This is a genomic window from Intrasporangium chromatireducens Q5-1 (assembly GCF_000576575.1).
GTDB lineage: Bacteria > Actinomycetota > Actinomycetes > Actinomycetales > Dermatophilaceae > Intrasporangium_A > Intrasporangium_A chromatireducens.
Genome location: NZ_AWQS01000089.1, coordinates 1 through 15,266 on the forward strand (window position 1 = coordinate 1; position 15,266 = coordinate 15,266).

Consider the following 15,266-nt stretch of genomic DNA (forward strand, 5'->3'; position numbering starts at 1 on the left):
CGGCCGGCATCGCGGCCGCGCTCGCCGTTGCCGTGCCGGTCGCCATCTCCGCGGGCCGGGGCGACGCACCCGTGCGACCGGCCCCCGCGTCGGCGACGACGTCAGACGCAAGCAACCCGACGGCAACCTCTGGACCCGTGCAGACATCGGGTCCGGTGCAGACGTCCGGGCCGGCGCCCACCACCACCGCCCCCGCCCTGGCCGCGCCGTCGAGCGTGTATGCCCTCGACGACACCATCCGGGTGGGGGACACGGTCTTCCGCCTCGAGAAGAACACCCGGGTCGAGAACCTCTCGGTCCTGTCGAACGGCGGCTTCGTCCTGCAGTCACATCTGACCGTCGGGGCGAGCGAGAGCACGCTGGAGCTGCTCTCTCCCCAAGGCCGTCTCGTCAAGAGCCTGGGCGTGAGCGGGTTCTATGCCGTCTCCGCCGACGGCACCCGGGTGGCGGCGCAGGACGGGGCCAGCATGAAGGTCACCGTCCGCACCCCCGACGGCACTGTGCTCGCCAGCCGGGTCAGCGACCGCTACCCGGCCGCCGTCGTCGGGGACTACGTCTACCTGCGCGGCGACGGCGCGACCAAGTCGGTGGAGTGGAACTACGTGACCGGGGCGACGCGGGAGCTGCCGGGTGGCGTCGCGGCCGTCACCGCTGACCGGACCCGGGCGGCACTCCAGTGGGTGGCACCCTCGAGTGACCCGATGGGCGACTTCTGCTGGGCGGTCGTCGACCTCACGGCTCCCGACCTGCGCACCCTGATCGAACGCTGCGGCGCCAAGGCCAACCCCGAGCTGTTCCAGCCGACGGCGTTCTCGAGCGACGGTGCCCACCTCATCGGGACGAACTACCTCGACGGCGGGGACTGGTACAGCGCTGCGGTCGTCCGGGTCAGCGACGGAGCCATGGTGCTCGGTGGCTCCGGAGACCGTCTCGTGGCCGGCTGGACCTGGCGGCTCGACGGCGACGCTCTGGTCGTCTCGCGGAACACGTCGGCTCCCAAGGCCGAGGAGAACACCCTCCAACGGTGCACCTTCGACCTGACGTGCGCGCAGCTGGCACCGCCGCTGTCGGTCCAGGGCCAGCCCGTCGGCTCCGCTCGCTACGCCGTCCCCCGCAGCATCCCGCGCTAGTGCACCCCCGGGTCGATGTATGGGCGCGGCCTCTGGGCCTCGCCCATACATCGACCCGCGATGCACGCAAGGGAGTCAGATGCTGGCCGCGGTCGCCGTCTTGGCCCGGACCTGGCGCTTGATCCGCGCCAGCATGGCGACCATGCCCCGGATCCGCAGCGGCGAGACCGCCTCGGCGAGCCCGAAGCGCATCGGGGCGTCGTCGGGCACGTCGAGGATCTGGGCCGCGGAGAGCCCGTCGAGGCCCTCGTGCAGGATGCCGGCGAAGCCCCGCGTCGTCGGTGCCTCCGGCGGAGCGTCGAAGAACAGGTGGACCGGGCGGTCCTCGAGGCGCTCGCCGTCGTCGACCTCGACGGTGAGGAAGAGCGGGGACTGGCACTCGTCGACCCGCTCGAGCTTGTCGAGCTGCCCGACGTAGCGATCGGGCAGGGCCGGCAGCTCCTCGCTGAACTCGAGGAGCAGGTCGAGCTTCATCGGGTTGCTCGCCGAGGAGAAGTCCTCGGCGATCTCGGCGAGAGCGGCCGGCAGGGGAGCGTCGGACACGTCGGTCACCTCTCGATCGGGACGCGGACCGCGTTGCCCCACTCGGTCCACGAGCCGTCGTAGTTGCGGACCTTGTCGAAGCCGAGCAGCTGGGTCAGCACGAACCAAGTGTGCGACGAGCGCTCGCCGATGCGGCAGTACGCGACCACGTCGTCGGTCGGGGAGAGGCCCTGCTCGGTGAGGTAGATGTCCTCGAGCTCCGCACGGGACTTGAACGTGCCGTCCTCGTTCGCGGCGCGCGCCCAGGGCACCGACTTCGCGCCGGGGATGTGGCCGCCGCGCATCGCCCCCTCCTGGGGGTAGTCCGGCATGTGGAGCAGCTCACCGGAGAACTCGCCAGGGGAGCGGACGTCGACGAGCGGCCTGCCGAGGTGCTCGAGGACGTCCTCCTTGAAGGCGCGGATCGGGGCGTCCTGGCGCTCGACGACGGGGTAGTCGGCCGGCGTCGGCGTCGGCACCTCCCTGGTCAGCTCGCGGCCCTCCTCGATCCACTTGGCCCGGCCGCCGTCGAGGAGCCGGACGTCCTCGTGCCCGAAGAGGGTGAACACCCACAGCGCGTAGGCGGCCCACCAGTTGCTCTTGTCGCCGTAGACGACGATCGTCGTGTCGCGGCCGATGCCGCGCGAGCCCATCACCTCGGCGAACCGCTGCCCGTCGACGTAGTCGCGGGTGACCGGGTCGTTGAGGTCGACGTGCCAGTCGATCTTCTGGGCGCCGGGGATGTGGCCGGTCGCGTAGAGCAGGACGTCCTCGTCGGACTCCAGCAGGACGATGCCTCCCGGGGCGCCGACCGCGCCGGCCGCGATCTGCTCCGCGAGCCAGTCGGTCGTCACGAGCCGCTCAGGGTGGGCGTAGCCGGCGATCTTGGAGTTGTCCGTGGACATTGGCACCTCTTGCTGGTCGGGACGTGCGGTCAGGCGTGGAGCGTTACTCATCGTCGCACGCGAGCCAGCTCAGCGGCATACCGGCCCATAAGGGGAGGTTGGCCTCACCCCAACTTCTCGAGGTCGTCCCGGCAGCGGCGCTCGAACTGGTCGAGCTCGCGCAGGGCGTCCTGGGCGTCGCGCAGCCGCTGCTCGAGGTCGGCGCGGCGCTCGTCGATCTGGCCGAGGACGTACTCGAGCTGGGCACGGCGCCCGCGGGGGGCGTCGAAGAGGTCGACGATGGTGCGGATCTCCTCGAGTGGGAAGCCGAGCCGCTTGCCGCGCAGGATGAGGCCCAGCCGCGTGCGGTCGCGGCGGTGGTAGATCCGCCGGGTGCCCTGGCGCTCGGGGGAGATCAGCCCGAGGTCCTCGTAGTGGCGCACAGTGCGGTGGGTGACGCCGAACTCCTCGGCGATCTGCGCGATCGTCCACGTGGGGCCACTTGTCATGTGACCGATCGTGCTTTACGTTGACGTAAAGGTCAACTACCGGCGGGCATCGCCCCCGGCTGTCCCGCGGGCCCACGAGGCCGAGCGGGTCGTCCAAGGAGGGACATGTTCGAGCTGAGCCAGGAGCACGAGGACTTCCGCAAGGTCGTGCGCGACTTCGCCGAGAAGGAGGTCGCGCCTCATATCGCGCAGTGGGACCGGGACGAGCACTTCCCGACCGACCTCGTGCCGAAGATGGGCGAGCTGGGCTTGTTCGGGCTCGTCGTGCCGGAGGAGTACGGCGGCAGCGCCGGCGAGGGCCAGGGCGACTTCACCAGCCTCTGCGTCGCGATCGAGGAGCTGGGCCGCGTCGACCAGTCGATCGGCATCACGCTCTCGGCGGGCGTCGGCCTCGGGATCAACCCGATTCTCACCTACGGCAGCGACGAGCAGAAGGCGCGCTACCTGCCGGACCTTGTCGCCGGGCGGGCCCTGGCCGGCTTCGGCCTCACCGAGCCGGAGGCGGGTTCGGACGCCGGCGCGACGCGGACCCGCGCGACCCGCGAGGGTGACGACTGGGTCATCAACGGCGCCAAGGCCTTCATCACCAACTCGGGCACCGACATCACCTCGGTCGTCACGGTGACGGCCCGCACCGGCACCAACGACGACGGGTCGGCGCGGATCTCGGCCGTCATGGTGCCCAGCGGGACACCTGGCTTCACCGTCGAGCCCGCCTACCACAAGCTCGGCTGGCACGTGTCGGACACCCACGGGCTGACCTTCGAGGACTGCCGCGTCCCGGCGTCCAACCTGCTCGGCACCGAGGGCGACGGCTTCAAGCAGTTCCTCAAGACGCTCGACGACGGCCGGATCGCGATCTCGGCCCTCGCCGTCGGCTGCGCGCAGGCCTGCCTGGAGCTCGCGACGGGGTACGCCTCGACCCGGGTCGCCTTCGGCCGCCCCATCGGGGTCAACCAGGGCATCTCCTTCCAGGTCGCCGACCTCGCCGTCATGGTCGAGGCGGCCCGCCTGCTCACCTACAAGGCCGCCTGGCTCAAGGACGAGCTGCACGAGGGCCGCCGCACGGTGCGCGAGGTCAAGCACGCGGCCGCGATCGCGAAGCTGCACTCGACCGAGGCCGCGGTCACGGCCACCCGCATCGCGACCCAGGTGTTCGGCGGCAACGGCTTCATGGAGGAGTACCCGGTCGCCCGCTTCTACCGGGACGCCAAGATCCTCGAGATCGGCGAGGGCACGTCCGAGGTCCAGCGGATGCTCATCGCCCGTGGGCTCGGCCTCCCGCAAGCGTGAGAGAGAGGATCAGGTATGCCGCCCACTGACGTCCCGACCCAGGCTCCCTCCCAGCTCGGCCCCTTCGCCAGCGACTCCGGCGGTGACGACCCCCGGATCGCCGACGTCCGCTCGCGCCTCAACGACGCCTGGGCCGCCTCCGAGCGGCCGCCCGAGAAGGCCAGCGCGAAGCTCGACGCCCAGGGCAAGATCTACGTCCGCGACCGGATCGCGCTGCTCTTCGACGAGGGGTCGTTCGTCGAGGACGGCCGCTACGCCAACTCGCTCGCCACCGGGCTGCCCGCCGACGGCGTCGTGACCGGCCGCGGGACGGTCGACGGCCGCCCCGCGATCGTCATCGCGAACGACCCGACGGTCAAGGCCGGGTCCTGGGGGTCACGGACCGTCGAGAAGATCGTCCGGGCCACGGAGATGGCGCTGCGCGAGGAGCTGCCCGTCTTCTGGTTCGTCGACTCGGCCGGGGCCCGGATCACCGACCAGGTCGAGATGTTCCCCGGCCGACGTGGTGCGGGCCGGATCTTCCACAACCAGGTCGCGTTGTCCGGCAAGGTGCCCCAGATCTGCTGCCTCTTCGGCCCGTCCGCCGCCGGCGGTGCCTACATCCCGAGCTTCTGCGACGTCATCATCATGGTCGACGGCAACGCCTCGATGTACCTCGGCAGTCCCCGGATGGCCGAGATGGTCGTCGGCGAGAAGGTCAGCCTCGAGGAGATGGGCGGTGCGCGGATGCACTGCTCGGTCTCGGGCGTCGGCGACCTGCTGGCAGTGGACGACACCGAGGCGATCGAGCTGGCGAAGCTGTACTTCTCCTACGTGCCGGGCAACTGGCGCGACCGGCCGCCGGCCTACGACGTCGAGGAGCCGCTCGCGCCGCTGACGAAGCACACCGTGCCGGAGCGGGAGTCGGTGCCGTTCGACGTCCACGCCGTCATCGACGGCCTCGTCGACGAGGACTCGTTCTTCGAGCTCAAGCCGCTCTGGGCGGCCGAGCTCGTGATCGGCTTCGGCCGTCTCGGCGGGGAGAGCGTGGGCATCGTCGCGAACAACTCGATGGTCAAGGGCGGGGTGCTCTTCACCGACAGCGCCGACAAGGCGGCCCGGTTCATCTGGCTCTGCGATGCCTTCAACATCCCGCTCGTCTACCTCGCCGACGTGCCGGGCTTCATGATCGGCTCCGAGGTCGAGCGCGGCGGGATCATCCGGCACGGCGCCAAGATGGTCTCGGCCGTCGCGTCGGCCACCGTGCCGCAGTTCTGCGTCGTCGTCCGCAAGGCCTACGGGGCCGGGCTGTACGCCATGGGCGGCCCCGGCTTCGGACCCGATGCGACGATCGCACTGCCGACCGCGCGGATCGCGGTGATGGGGCCCGAGGCCGCCGTCAACGCGGTCTACGCGAACAAGATCGCCGAGGTCGAGGCGTCTCAGGGAGCCGACGCCCGCGACGCCTACGTGTCGGAGCGGCGCGCCGAGTACGAGCAGGACGTCGACCTCGAGCGACTCGCGGCCGACCTCGTCCTCGACTCCGTGATCGAGGCCGACGAGCTGCGAGCCGACCTGCTGCGGCGTCTCGCCTACGCCGCGCACCGCGACCGGCACTTCAGCCTGAAGCGCCGGTCCGTCCCGCCGGTCTGAAACGACCGGGGCTGGGAGGTTGTAGCGAGCGGGTGCCGGCTGAGCGGCATACGGTATGGCGCTCAGCGGGCCACCGTGTGCACTGCCGCGTGGTCGCGTGGCTGGGTACTCGTAGGCTTGGGGCGCCACCGCGCCACGGGCGGGTCTCGGTGGCTCCTGTCATGCCGTAGCCAAGGGGTCAGCCATTCTCGCCACGATCGAGTCCACGGAACGGGCCAGCCGGGTCCGTCTGCCGTTCTACCGGCGCTTCGAGGTCTGGTTCCCCTTCACGGTCTACCTCGTCTCGCGGCTGTTCGTGCTCGTCGCCGGCATCGTGCTGTCGCGCTACCAGATGCCCCTGCCGATCGGGCTCGAGCGGATCCGGATCACCTACCCGGTGCCGGCCGACCCCGGCTATCTCGGCGTCATGACGGGCTGGGACGGGCAGTGGTACCGGATCATCGCCGAGCATGGCTACCCCCTCGTCCTGCCGCGCACGGGGACCGGTGCCGTGGACATGAACCCGTGGGCCTTCTTCCCGGTCTTCCCGATGCTGGTCGGGGCGATCATGTGGCTCACCGGGCTGCCCTTCGCCGTCGTCGGACCGGTCCTGTCGACCCTCATCGGGTTCGCCGCGATCCACCTGCTGTTCCGCTTCATCGACCGCGCAGTCGGCCGGTGGGAGGCGGTCGTCGCGGTCGTCGCGGTCTGCTTCTATGTCGCCTCGCCGATCTTCTCGGCCTCCTACACCGAGTCGACCGCGCTGCTCGCGGTCGTGGGCTGCCTCATGCTGCTCCGTGCGCGGCGGTACGGCTGGCTCGTGCTGGGCCTGCTCGTGCTGGCGCTCTCGCGCAACGTCGTCATCGCGATGGCACCGGTCATCGTCGCGCACGCGGTCGTGCGGTGGCGCAAGGGTGACGAGGGGCCCAACCCGGTGCGGTTCCGGCTCGGCATGGGGGTGCTCGCCGCCTATGCCGGCATGCTGACGTGGCTGTGGCCCTCGATCGCCTCGATCGTGACGCAGACGCCGAACGCCTACACCCAGACGATGCTCGCCTGGAAGATCAAGACGAGCCTCAAGCTCTACCAGTGGTGGGACCTGCTCTACGGCTACGCGGGCGTCCTCGGGCAGGTCGGTGGGATCGTCATCGTCGCGCTCTATGCGTGGTGGATGCTCTCGCAGCACTCCTGGCGCTGGGGGCCGGAGCTGTGGGGCTGGGCCGGGGCCTACCCCGCCTACCTGCTGCTCGTCACGAACACGACGCCGAGCCGGGTCCGCTACGCGATGCTGGCCTTCACCATGGCGCTCCTCCTCGCGTCGTTCCTGGGCCTGCGGCCGTGGCGCCGCTACCGCTACTGGCTGCTCGGCGCGGTCGCTGTCGCCGGCGCGGTCCAGATGTGGTGGTACACCGCCAACTACATCGTCGTCGACAGCCTGACGCAGATCCCGATGCTCTACCCCTGAGGGCCCGCCGGCAGCTCGACGGTCACTCGTCCCGTGGTGCGGCGACCTGGAACCAGCCGATGCCGGCGTCGCCCAGCAGGTCGCGCAGAAGCGGCAGGGAGAGGCCGACGACGTTGTGGTGGTCGCCCTCGATCCGGGTGACGAAGGCGCCGCCCAGACCGTCGACGGTGAAGGCGCCGGCCACCTGGAGCGGCTCGCCCGTCGCGACGTAGTCCTCGATCTCCTCGTCCGTCAGGGAGGCGAAGTGCACCGCGGTCGAGGCCGTCGCCCCGATCGTCGCTCCCTCGCCGTCGTCACGGTCGTCGATGAGCCAGTGGCCGGTGTGCAGCACACCGGTGCGGCCGCGCATCCGGCGCCAGCGGGCGACGGCCTCTGCCGCGTCGGCCGGCTTGCCGTGCACCTCGCCGTCCAGCTCGAGGACCGAGTCGCAGCCGAGCACGACCCCCGCCAGGTCGTTGGCCTGCGCCACCGCCTCGCACTTCGCCCGGGCGAGGAGCAGGGCGATGTCCTCCGGTGCCAGCGTGCCGTAGCGGTCAGCCGCCTCGGCGACGACCGCGTCCTCGTCGACGTTGCTGACGACGACGACCGGCTCGATCCCCGCCGCACGCAGCGTCGCCAGCCGGGCCGGGGAGGCCGAGGCCAGCACGAGCGGGACGGCAGTGGCAAGCGGTCGCGGGGTGAGCGGCATACCGAGGACTGTATAGCCGCCCACCTCGCGACCGAGGATCACAGCGTGCCGAGCACCGCCGCGCGCAGCGTGTCGAGTCCGACACCGCCGATGTCGAGGGCGCGGCGGTGGAACGTCTTGAGGTCGAAGGCGTCACCCTCACGCTGCTTCACCTCGTCACGCAGCTGGAGCCAGAGCCGCTCACCGATCTTGTAGGCCGGCGCCTGCCCGGGCCAGCCGAGGTAGCGGTTCAGCTCGAAGCGCAGCACCTTCTCGTCCATGAAGCCGTAACGGGTCAGGTAGGTCCACGCCTTGTCGTAGGTCCACTCGCCGCCGCCCACCTCCTCTGGGGCCTCGAACCCGCAGTGGACGCCGATGTCGATGACGACGCGGGCGGCGCGCAGGGACTGGCCGGCGAGCCAGCCCATCCGGTTGCCCGGGTCGTCCATGTAGCCGAGCTCGGCCATGAGCCGCTCGGCGTAGAGTGCCCACCCCTCGCCGTGGCCCGAGGTCCACGACTCCAGGCGGCGCCACTTGTTGAGCAGCTCGGAGCGGTAGACCGTCTGGGCGACCTGGAGGTGGTGGCCAGGCACGCCCTCGTGGTAGACCGTCGTCAGCTCGTTCCAGGTGCGGAACTCGGTGTTGCCCTTCGGGACGCTCCACCACATCCGACCCGGGCGGCTGAAGTCGTCCGAGGGCCCGGTGTAGTAGATGCCGCCGGTCTGGGTCGGGGCGATCATGCACTCGATCCGCTGGACCGGCCCCGGGATGTCGAAGTGGACGTCCTTGAGGTTCGTGATGACCTCGTCGGCGCGCTCCTGCATCCACGCCTTGAGCGCGTCCGTGCCGCGTAGGTGGTAGCGCTCGTCCGCGTCGAGGATCTCGACGCCCCGCTCGACGCTGGCGCCGGGCTCGAGGCCCTCGGCGATGGCCTGCATCTGCGCATGCAGGTCGGCCACCTGCTCCTGACCCCAGCGGTAGGTCTCCTCGAGGTCGACGCTCGCGCCGAGGAAGTAGCGCGACTCGAGTGCGTAGCGCTCGCGGCCACAGGCGTCCGCCTCCGGGGCGTGGGGCAGCAGCTCCCGCTCGAGCCAGTCGGCAATGGCGCCGTATGCCGCTGACGCCGCCTGTGCCGCCTCCGCGAGCTGGGTCTTGACGTCCCCGTCGAGGGGGGCCTCCTCCGTGCGGGCGTCGGCGACGAGCTTGGCGAAGTAGCCGTCCTCGGCGGTGAGGTCACGGGACTGCTTGGCCGACTCGACGACCTGGCGCTGCGGCGCGACGAGCCCGCGGTCCCGGGCGGCGAGGAGGGACTCCTTGTAGCCCTCGAGGGCCTGCGGGATCTTGGCCATCCGGGTCGCGAAGACCCGCCAGTCCTCGACGCTGTCCTGGCGCATCAGGTCGAAGACGTCCCGCACGCCCTGGAGCGGCGACGCGATGACGTTGAGCGACATCTCGTCGAGGCCCGCGGCGTAGCGCTCCTCGGCGAGTCCCAGCCGCTCGGTCATCGCCGCGACCGTGACCTTGTCGACGTCGTCAGTAGGTGTGGCGCCGCGCAGCTCCTCGAGCGTGCGCTGGCGCAGCTGGCTCTGGGCCGCGTTCCCGGCCGGCGAGAGGTCGTCGAGGTCCTCGTCGTGGCCCGGGACGCCGAGGTAGGTGGCGTTGATGGGGGAGAGCTCGACCATGGCGTCGAAGTAGCGCTCCGCGATCCGGTCGACCTCGGTCTGGGGGCGTCCGGCCTGCGTGGAAGTGGTGGTGTCAGTCACGTCGCCGAACCTACACGGCGCGTCGCCGCCGGCGGCGTGCGACCAGTCGCTCGCACCGCTCGCCTCCGCACGCCTTCAGGGACCGCGCTGCTAGTGCCCTTTGCCCTTGTCGCGTCCCTTGGCCTTTCCGCTCGAGTTGCCGTTGCCGTTGTTGTTGCCGGCGGTGTCGCTGTTCTGGCTGGTGTTGGAGGCGTTGGCGGGACCGCGGCTGATGGTCAGCATGACGGGCTGGTCGGGGGGCATGGCTGTGCCGGCCGCCGGCGTCGCCTCGATGACCTGGTTGCGGGGAGCGTCCGAGGCGACCATCCGCCACCGGTAGCTCAGCCCCGCCTTCTTGAGGGCTGCCTCGGCGGTCGCGAGGTCCGAGCCGACGAGGCCGGCTGGCACCACACCGGCCGGCGCGGCCGTCGTGGACGGCTGCGACGACGTCGGGGACGCGGTGGAGGAGGGGACCTGGGACGGTGGCGTCGTCGCCGTCGGGCCCTGGTCTCCGCCGGAGAGGAGCGAGGTGCCGAGGGCTCCGAGCCCGATCAGGAGGGCGGCGGCGAGGGCGACGAGCGCCCCGCGGCGCCGCCGGCGGCCAGTGCGCTCTCGATCGTGACGAGTGTGCTCTCGATCGGGGGTGAGGATGGGAAGGGCCCGCGTCGTGGAGTGTGGCGCGCCCTCGGGAGGTGGCGCCGGGGAGGACATCGCCTCGGTGGCCCGCGCCGGGGCGGCCATCGCCCGCGTCATCGGCTGGGTCGGCTCCGGTGCCGCCGACTCGGGGATGGGCTGCGTGTCGCGGCCCTGCAGCGCCTCGCCCATCGCCTCGGCGTTCGCGAAGCGTTCGTCCGGGTCGCGCCGGGTCGCCCGGGCCACCACGTCGTCGAGGAACGCCGGCAGTCCCGGCACGACGCCGCTCGGCAACGGGACGTCCTCGGACACATGGCGCATCGCGACGGCGACCGGGGACTCCGCGGCGAACGGGACCTGACCGGTCAGCATCTGGTAGAGCACGATGCCGAGGGAGTAGAGGTCCGACTTCGGACCGGCGGAGGCGCCCCGGCCCACCTCCGGCGGCAGGTAGGCCGCCGTGCCGAGGATGGTCCCCGTGTCGGTCAGGGGGGAGGCACCGAGCGCCTTGGAGATGCCGAAGTCGGTCACCTTCACCGTGCCGTCCGGAGCGACCATGACGTTGCCGGGCTTGACGTCGCGGTGCACGATGCCCGCCCGGTGGGCGGCGCCGAGCGCGGCGCAGACCTGCGAGGCGATCGCCACCGCCTCGTCCGGTGCGAGGCTGCCGCGGTCCCGGAGCAGCCGGTCGAGGCTGCGCCCCTCGAGGTGCTCCATGACGATGAAGTGGCGCTCGCCCTCGACGCCGTAGTCGTAGACGCGGGCGACGTTGGGGTGGCTCAGGCCCGCCGCGGCCAGGGCCTCCCGTCGGAACCGCTCGACCGACTCCGGCGAGTCGGTCAGTGCCCGCGAGAGAACCTTGACGGCGACCTGCCGGCCGAGCCGCTCGTCGGTGGCCAGGTGCACCTCGCCCATGCCACCCGACGCGATGAGCTCACGCAGGACGTAGCGCCCGGCGAGGCGGGTGGGGGCCATTCGATCGACAGACACGGGCCAACACCATAGGCGACGAACCCGTGAAAGGCCCGCCGAGCGGCATACCGTGGACGCTCCCGGGCCGCCCCGAGCGGCCCTCAGCGGGGCAGGCTGCTCGCTCGCCAGCCACCCGTCGCGGCGCCGGGCCCGGCGAGGTGCCAGGCGGGATCGGCCCACGCGGAACGGCGGGGGGGGCGCTCCTGCTCGGGCTCACCGACGGCCGACAGCACGACGACGAGCGCCGCGAGCTCCTCGGGGCTCGGGTTGCCAGACTCCACCCGGATGGTGGGGGACGGTGTGGCGTCACTCATAGCGGGATGTTCCCATGCTTCTTCGGCGGCAGGCTCTCGCGCTTGTTCTTGAGGGCGCGCAGGGCCCGGGTGACGTTCATCCGTGTGTTCGACGGGGAGATGACCGTGTCGATGTAGCCGCGCTCGGCTGCGACGTACGGGTTGGCGAGGGTCTCCTCGTAGTGGGTGATCAGCTCCTGGCGGCGTGCGTCGACGTCACCGCCCTGCTCCGCGACCGTGGCGAGCTCCTTGCGGAAGAGGATGTTGACCGCGCCCTGGGCTCCCATGACGGCGATCTGCCCGGTCGGCCACGACAGGTTGATGTCGGCGCCGAGGTGCTTGCTGCCCATGACGTCGTAGGCGCCGCCGTAGGCCTTGCGGGTGATGACGGTGATCTTCGGGACCGTCGCCTCGGCGTAGGCGTAGATCAGCTTCGCGCCCCGGCGGATGATGCCGTCCCACTCCTGGGTGGTGCCGGGCAGGAATCCGGGCACGTCGACGAACGTGAGGACCGGCACGTTGAAGCAGTCACAGGTCCGCACGAACCGGGCCGCCTTCTCGGACGCGTCGATGTCGAGCGTGCCGGCGAGCTGCATCGGCTGGTTCGCGACGATCCCGACCGACATCCCGTCGATGCGGGCGAAGCCGGTGATGATGTTCGGGGCGAACAGCGGCTGCACCTCGAGGAACTCACCATCGTCGACGATGTGCCTGACGATCTCGTGCATGTCGTAGGGCACGTTCGGCGAGTCGGGGATGCACGTGTCGAGCCAGCGGTCCTCGTCGGTGACGGTCAGGTCCGCCTCACCCTCGCCCCACGCGGGCGGCGTCTCCATGTTGTTGCTCGGCAGGTAGGACAGCAGCGCCTTGACGTACTCGATCGCGTCCTCCTCGTCGGTCCCCATGTAGTGGGCGACACCCGACTTGGTGTTGTGCGTCTTCGCGCCGCCGAGTTCCTCGAAGCCGACGTCCTCACCGGTGACGGTCTTGATGACATCGGGGCCGGTGATGAACATGTGCGAGGTCTGGTCGACCATGACGGTGAAGTCCGTGATCGCGGGGGAGTAGACCGCGCCGCCCGCACACGGGCCCATGATGAGGCTGATCTGCGGGATGACGCCCGAGGCCCGGACGTTGCGGAAGAAGATCTCGCCGTAGAGGCCGAGCGAGACGACGCCCTCCTGGATCCGCGCACCACCGGAGTCGTTGAGCCCGATGACCGGGCAGCCGACCTTCATCGCGAAGTCCATGACCTTGACGATCTTCTCGCCGAAGACCTCACCGAGGGACCCGCCGAAGACGGTGAAGTCCTGCGCGAAGACGGCCACCTGGCGACCGTCGACCGTGCCGTAGCCGGTCACGACGCCGTCGCCGTAGGGTCGGTTCTTCTCCTGCCCGAACTGGTTGCTCCGGTGCCGGGCGTACTTGTCCATCTCGATGAAGGTGCCCTCGTCGAGCAGCATCTCGATCCGCTCCCGCGCGGTCTTCTTGCCGCGGGCGTGCTGCTTCTCGATGGCTCGCTCCGAGCCGGCGCTCGCGACCTCGGCGACGCGACGTTTGAGGTCGGCCAGCTTGCCGGCCGTCGTGCTGAGGTCGATGGTCTGCGCGGGGGCGTGCTCCGTGGACATGGCGGCAGCCTAGCCTTGTCCGCGTGCGCAACTCGTTTGACTCGGGCCTCGTGAATGCGGCCTTGATCACGTTGCCGGGAAGGTGGCGCGGGGTCGAGTTCCATGCGGCGCTGCCCTCGACCAACGAGACGATCCGCACCCGGCCCAGCCCGTCGACGAGCCGACCGGCCCCGTATGGCGCGTCGGGCCCTCCCCACGACCCTGACCTCTGGCGCGTGGTGCTGACCGACCACCAGACCGGTGGGCGCGGCCGCCTCGGCCGCGGCTGGCAGGTGCCGGACCGGGCGGCGATCGCGATGTCGGTCACCGTGCCCGTCGCCGGGCCGGACGAGCTGCCGTGGGTGCCGCTGCTTGCCGGTCTGGCTCTGAGCCGCGCCATCAACGCGACGACCGCGACGGTCGGCGCCCCGCTGACGCCGCGGCTCAAGTGGCCCAACGACGTGCTCCTCGCCGAGGACGAGGACCGCAAGGTCAGCGGCATCCTCTGCGAGTACGTCGCCGGCGACGGGAGACCCCACGTCGTGATCGGCACGGGCATCAACATCGACCAGACCAGGGGCGAGCTGCCCGTGCCGACCGCCACCTCGCTGCGGCTCGCCGGGGCCCAGGTGCCGCGGGAGGAGCTCGTCATCGCCTACCTCGCCGAGCTGGGGAGGCTCTTCGCGCCCGAGGCGACGGACGAGCGGGAGGCGGGGACAGCGGCATACCGGAGGCTCTGCTCCACGCTGGGACTGCGCGTGCGCGTCCACCTCCCGGGCGGCGCGACCGTCGACGGCGACGCCGTCGGCATCGGGCCGGGCGCGGAGCTGCTCGTGCGCACCGAGGAGGGCGAGCGGGCCTTCGCCGCCGGCGACGTCGTGCACGTCCGGCGGCCCACGGGCGGGCTGGCATGATCGAGCCATGACCGAGCGGGACCGGGCGGAGCCGGACTACACCGAGCTCCTGCTCGGTCGCCCGCGGATCCTGTGCCGGCGCGACGTCAGCCGTGGGGCCGACGTCTCGCTCCTGTCGGCCCGCAAGTTCTGGCACGCCCTCGGCTTCCCGATCATCAACACCGACGACGAGATGTTCACCGAGGCGGACCGGGAGGCGCTCGCCTCGCTCGCCGGGCTGGTCCGTGACGGCGCCCTCGACGAACCGACCGCACTGTCCCTGGCGCGGGCCTTCGCCCGGTCCGCCGACCGGCTGGCCGGCTGGCAGTCCCAGCTGATCGCCGAAGCCGTCGAGGAGGAGCTCGCGTCCCGGGAGGAGCTCGACGAGGTCGACCAGTCCCGCCCGGTGCCGACCCTCGAGACCGCGACGGAGACCGCCCGGCGCATCGCCGAGCTGACCGACCGGCTCGAGCCACTCCTCATCTATGCGTGGCGGCGCCACCTCAGCGCGACGGTGTCCCGGATGATCGCCGACGCCGACCCCGAGAAGTACGGGATGACGAAGGTGCGGTCCGTGGGCTTCGCCGACCTCGTCAGCTTCACCGCGCTCGTCCGCAAGATGTCCGAGCGTGACCTCGCCCGGCTGGTGCAGCGCTTCGAGGCCCTGTCGGCCGACGTCATCACGGCGCACGGGGGCCGCCTCATCAAGACGGTCGGCGACGAGGTCCTCTTCACGACCGTGTCGGCGGCGCCGGCGGCCGCGATCTCGCTCGACCTCGTCGACGCGATGGCCGAGGACGAGCTGCTCCCGGACGTGCGGGTCGGTGTGGCGCGCGGCCCGATCATCTCGCGGCTCGGCGACGTCTTCGGCACAACGGTCAACCGGGCCTCCCGGCTGACGGCCGCGGCCCAGGCCGCCACCGTCCTCGTCGACGGCCCCACCGCCCGCGAGCTCGCCGAGCTGTCCGGGTTCGAGCTGCACGGCCAGCGGCGGCGGGTGCTGCGCGGCGTCGGTGCGGTGACCCCGTCGGTGCTGCGACGGGCC

General features: G+C 71.3%; 14 protein-coding genes. 6 read left to right on the forward strand and 8 right to left on the reverse strand.

All coding sequences use genetic code 11. From position 1 onward, the window contains the following. Positions 1-1,130, forward strand: a 1,130-nt coding sequence (locus N864_RS11735) for a hypothetical protein (protein ID WP_034716847.1), incomplete at its 5' end; no start/stop codon positions are given. A 75-nt stretch (positions 1,131-1,205) separates the two neighbouring features. Here the strand turns inward: N864_RS11735 and N864_RS11740 are convergent. The 3 genes from N864_RS11740 to N864_RS11750 form a co-directional block, all read right to left on the reverse strand. Beyond that, on the reverse strand, positions 1,206-1,673 hold the full coding sequence (locus N864_RS11740) for a SufE family protein (RefSeq protein WP_034716869.1): 468 nt from the start codon (positions 1,671-1,673) through the stop codon (positions 1,206-1,208). A gap of 5 nt (positions 1,674-1,678) precedes the next feature. Beyond that, positions 1,679-2,557, reverse strand: a complete 879-nt coding sequence (locus N864_RS11745; RefSeq protein WP_034716849.1) for a sulfurtransferase — start codon at positions 2,555-2,557, stop codon at positions 1,679-1,681. A gap of 104 nt (positions 2,558-2,661) precedes the next feature. Continuing rightward, positions 2,662-3,045, reverse strand: coding sequence for a MerR family transcriptional regulator (locus tag N864_RS11750; RefSeq protein WP_034716852.1), 384 nt, complete (start codon positions 3,043-3,045; stop codon positions 2,662-2,664). Positions 3,046-3,150: 105 nt separating this feature from the next. Here N864_RS11750 and N864_RS11755 point away from each other — a divergent pair, with 105 nt between their 5' ends. The 3 genes from N864_RS11755 (at position 3,151) to N864_RS11765 (ending at position 7,414) form a co-directional block, all read left to right on the forward strand. After that, a complete protein-coding gene (locus N864_RS11755) occupies positions 3,151-4,338 on the forward strand; it encodes an acyl-CoA dehydrogenase family protein (RefSeq protein ID WP_034716854.1) in 1,188 nt (395 codons plus the stop codon). Between the two features lie 15 nt (positions 4,339-4,353). Then, positions 4,354-5,970: an acyl-CoA carboxylase subunit beta gene (locus N864_RS11760; RefSeq protein WP_034716855.1), complete on the forward strand. Its 1,617-nt coding sequence runs from the start codon at positions 4,354-4,356 to the stop codon at positions 5,968-5,970. Positions 5,971-6,265: 295 nt separating this feature from the next. Beyond that, positions 6,266-7,414, forward strand: a complete 1,149-nt coding sequence (locus tag N864_RS11765; protein WP_051518492.1) for a hypothetical protein — start codon at positions 6,266-6,268, stop codon at positions 7,412-7,414. Between the two features lie 22 nt (positions 7,415-7,436). On the opposite strand, the gene N864_RS11770 is transcribed toward N864_RS11765, so the two are convergent. The 5 genes from N864_RS11770 to N864_RS11790 all read right to left on the reverse strand — a co-directional run bounded on the left by N864_RS11770 (position 7,437) and on the right by N864_RS11790 (position 13,349). Then, positions 7,437-8,102: a Maf family protein gene (locus tag N864_RS11770; protein WP_034716858.1), complete on the reverse strand. Its 666-nt coding sequence runs from the start codon at positions 8,100-8,102 to the stop codon at positions 7,437-7,439. 38 nt (positions 8,103-8,140) lie between these two features. After that, entirely contained in the window at positions 8,141-9,844 is a 1,704-nt protein-coding gene (locus N864_RS11775) for a DUF885 domain-containing protein (RefSeq protein ID WP_034716860.1), read from the reverse strand. Between the two features lie 90 nt (positions 9,845-9,934). Further along, a complete protein-coding gene (locus tag N864_RS23665) occupies positions 9,935-11,446 on the reverse strand; it encodes a protein kinase domain-containing protein (protein ID WP_155892913.1) in 1,512 nt (503 codons plus the stop codon). A gap of 83 nt (positions 11,447-11,529) precedes the next feature. Further along, positions 11,530-11,742, reverse strand: a complete 213-nt coding sequence (locus N864_RS11785) for an acyl-CoA carboxylase subunit epsilon (RefSeq protein WP_034716862.1) — start codon at positions 11,740-11,742, stop codon at positions 11,530-11,532. Then, positions 11,739-13,349: an acyl-CoA carboxylase subunit beta gene (locus N864_RS11790; RefSeq protein ID WP_034716864.1), complete on the reverse strand. Its 1,611-nt coding sequence runs from the start codon at positions 13,347-13,349 to the stop codon at positions 11,739-11,741. The genes N864_RS11785 and N864_RS11790 overlap by 4 nt, the downstream gene beginning before the upstream one ends. Before the next feature lie 23 nt (positions 13,350-13,372). On the opposite strand from N864_RS11790, the gene N864_RS11795 reads away from it, so the two are divergent. Together N864_RS11795 and N864_RS11800 are read left to right on the forward strand one after the other, a co-directional pair. Next, positions 13,373-14,242: a biotin--[acetyl-CoA-carboxylase] ligase gene (locus N864_RS11795; protein WP_034716866.1), complete on the forward strand. Its 870-nt coding sequence runs from the start codon at positions 13,373-13,375 to the stop codon at positions 14,240-14,242. Positions 14,243-14,249: 7 nt separating this feature from the next. Then, positions 14,250-15,266: adenylate/guanylate cyclase domain-containing protein (locus N864_RS11800; RefSeq protein WP_051518495.1), on the forward strand; the 1,017-nt coding region annotated here is incomplete at its 3' end.

Excerpts from the sequence above, each read along its gene's own strand:
- N864_RS11745 (WP_034716849.1), bottom strand. The coding sequence starts at position 2,557 with ATGTCCACGGACAACTCCAAGATCGCCGGCTACGCCCACCCTGAGCGG.
- N864_RS11750 (WP_034716852.1), bottom strand. The coding sequence starts at position 3,045 with ATGACAAGTGGCCCCACGTGGACGATCGCGCAGATCGCCGAGGAGTTC.
- N864_RS11755 (WP_034716854.1), top strand. The coding sequence starts at position 3,151 with ATGTTCGAGCTGAGCCAGGAGCACGAGGACTTCCGCAAGGTCGTGCGC.
- N864_RS11760 (WP_034716855.1), top strand. The coding sequence starts at position 4,354 with ATGCCGCCCACTGACGTCCCGACCCAGGCTCCCTCCCAGCTCGGCCCC.
- N864_RS11770 (WP_034716858.1), bottom strand. The coding sequence starts at position 8,102 with ATGCCGCTCACCCCGCGACCGCTTGCCACTGCCGTCCCGCTCGTGCTG.
- N864_RS11785 (WP_034716862.1), bottom strand. The coding sequence starts at position 11,742 with ATGAGTGACGCCACACCGTCCCCCACCATCCGGGTGGAGTCTGGCAAC.
- N864_RS11790 (WP_034716864.1), bottom strand. The coding sequence starts at position 13,349 with ATGTCCACGGAGCACGCCCCCGCGCAGACCATCGACCTCAGCACGACG.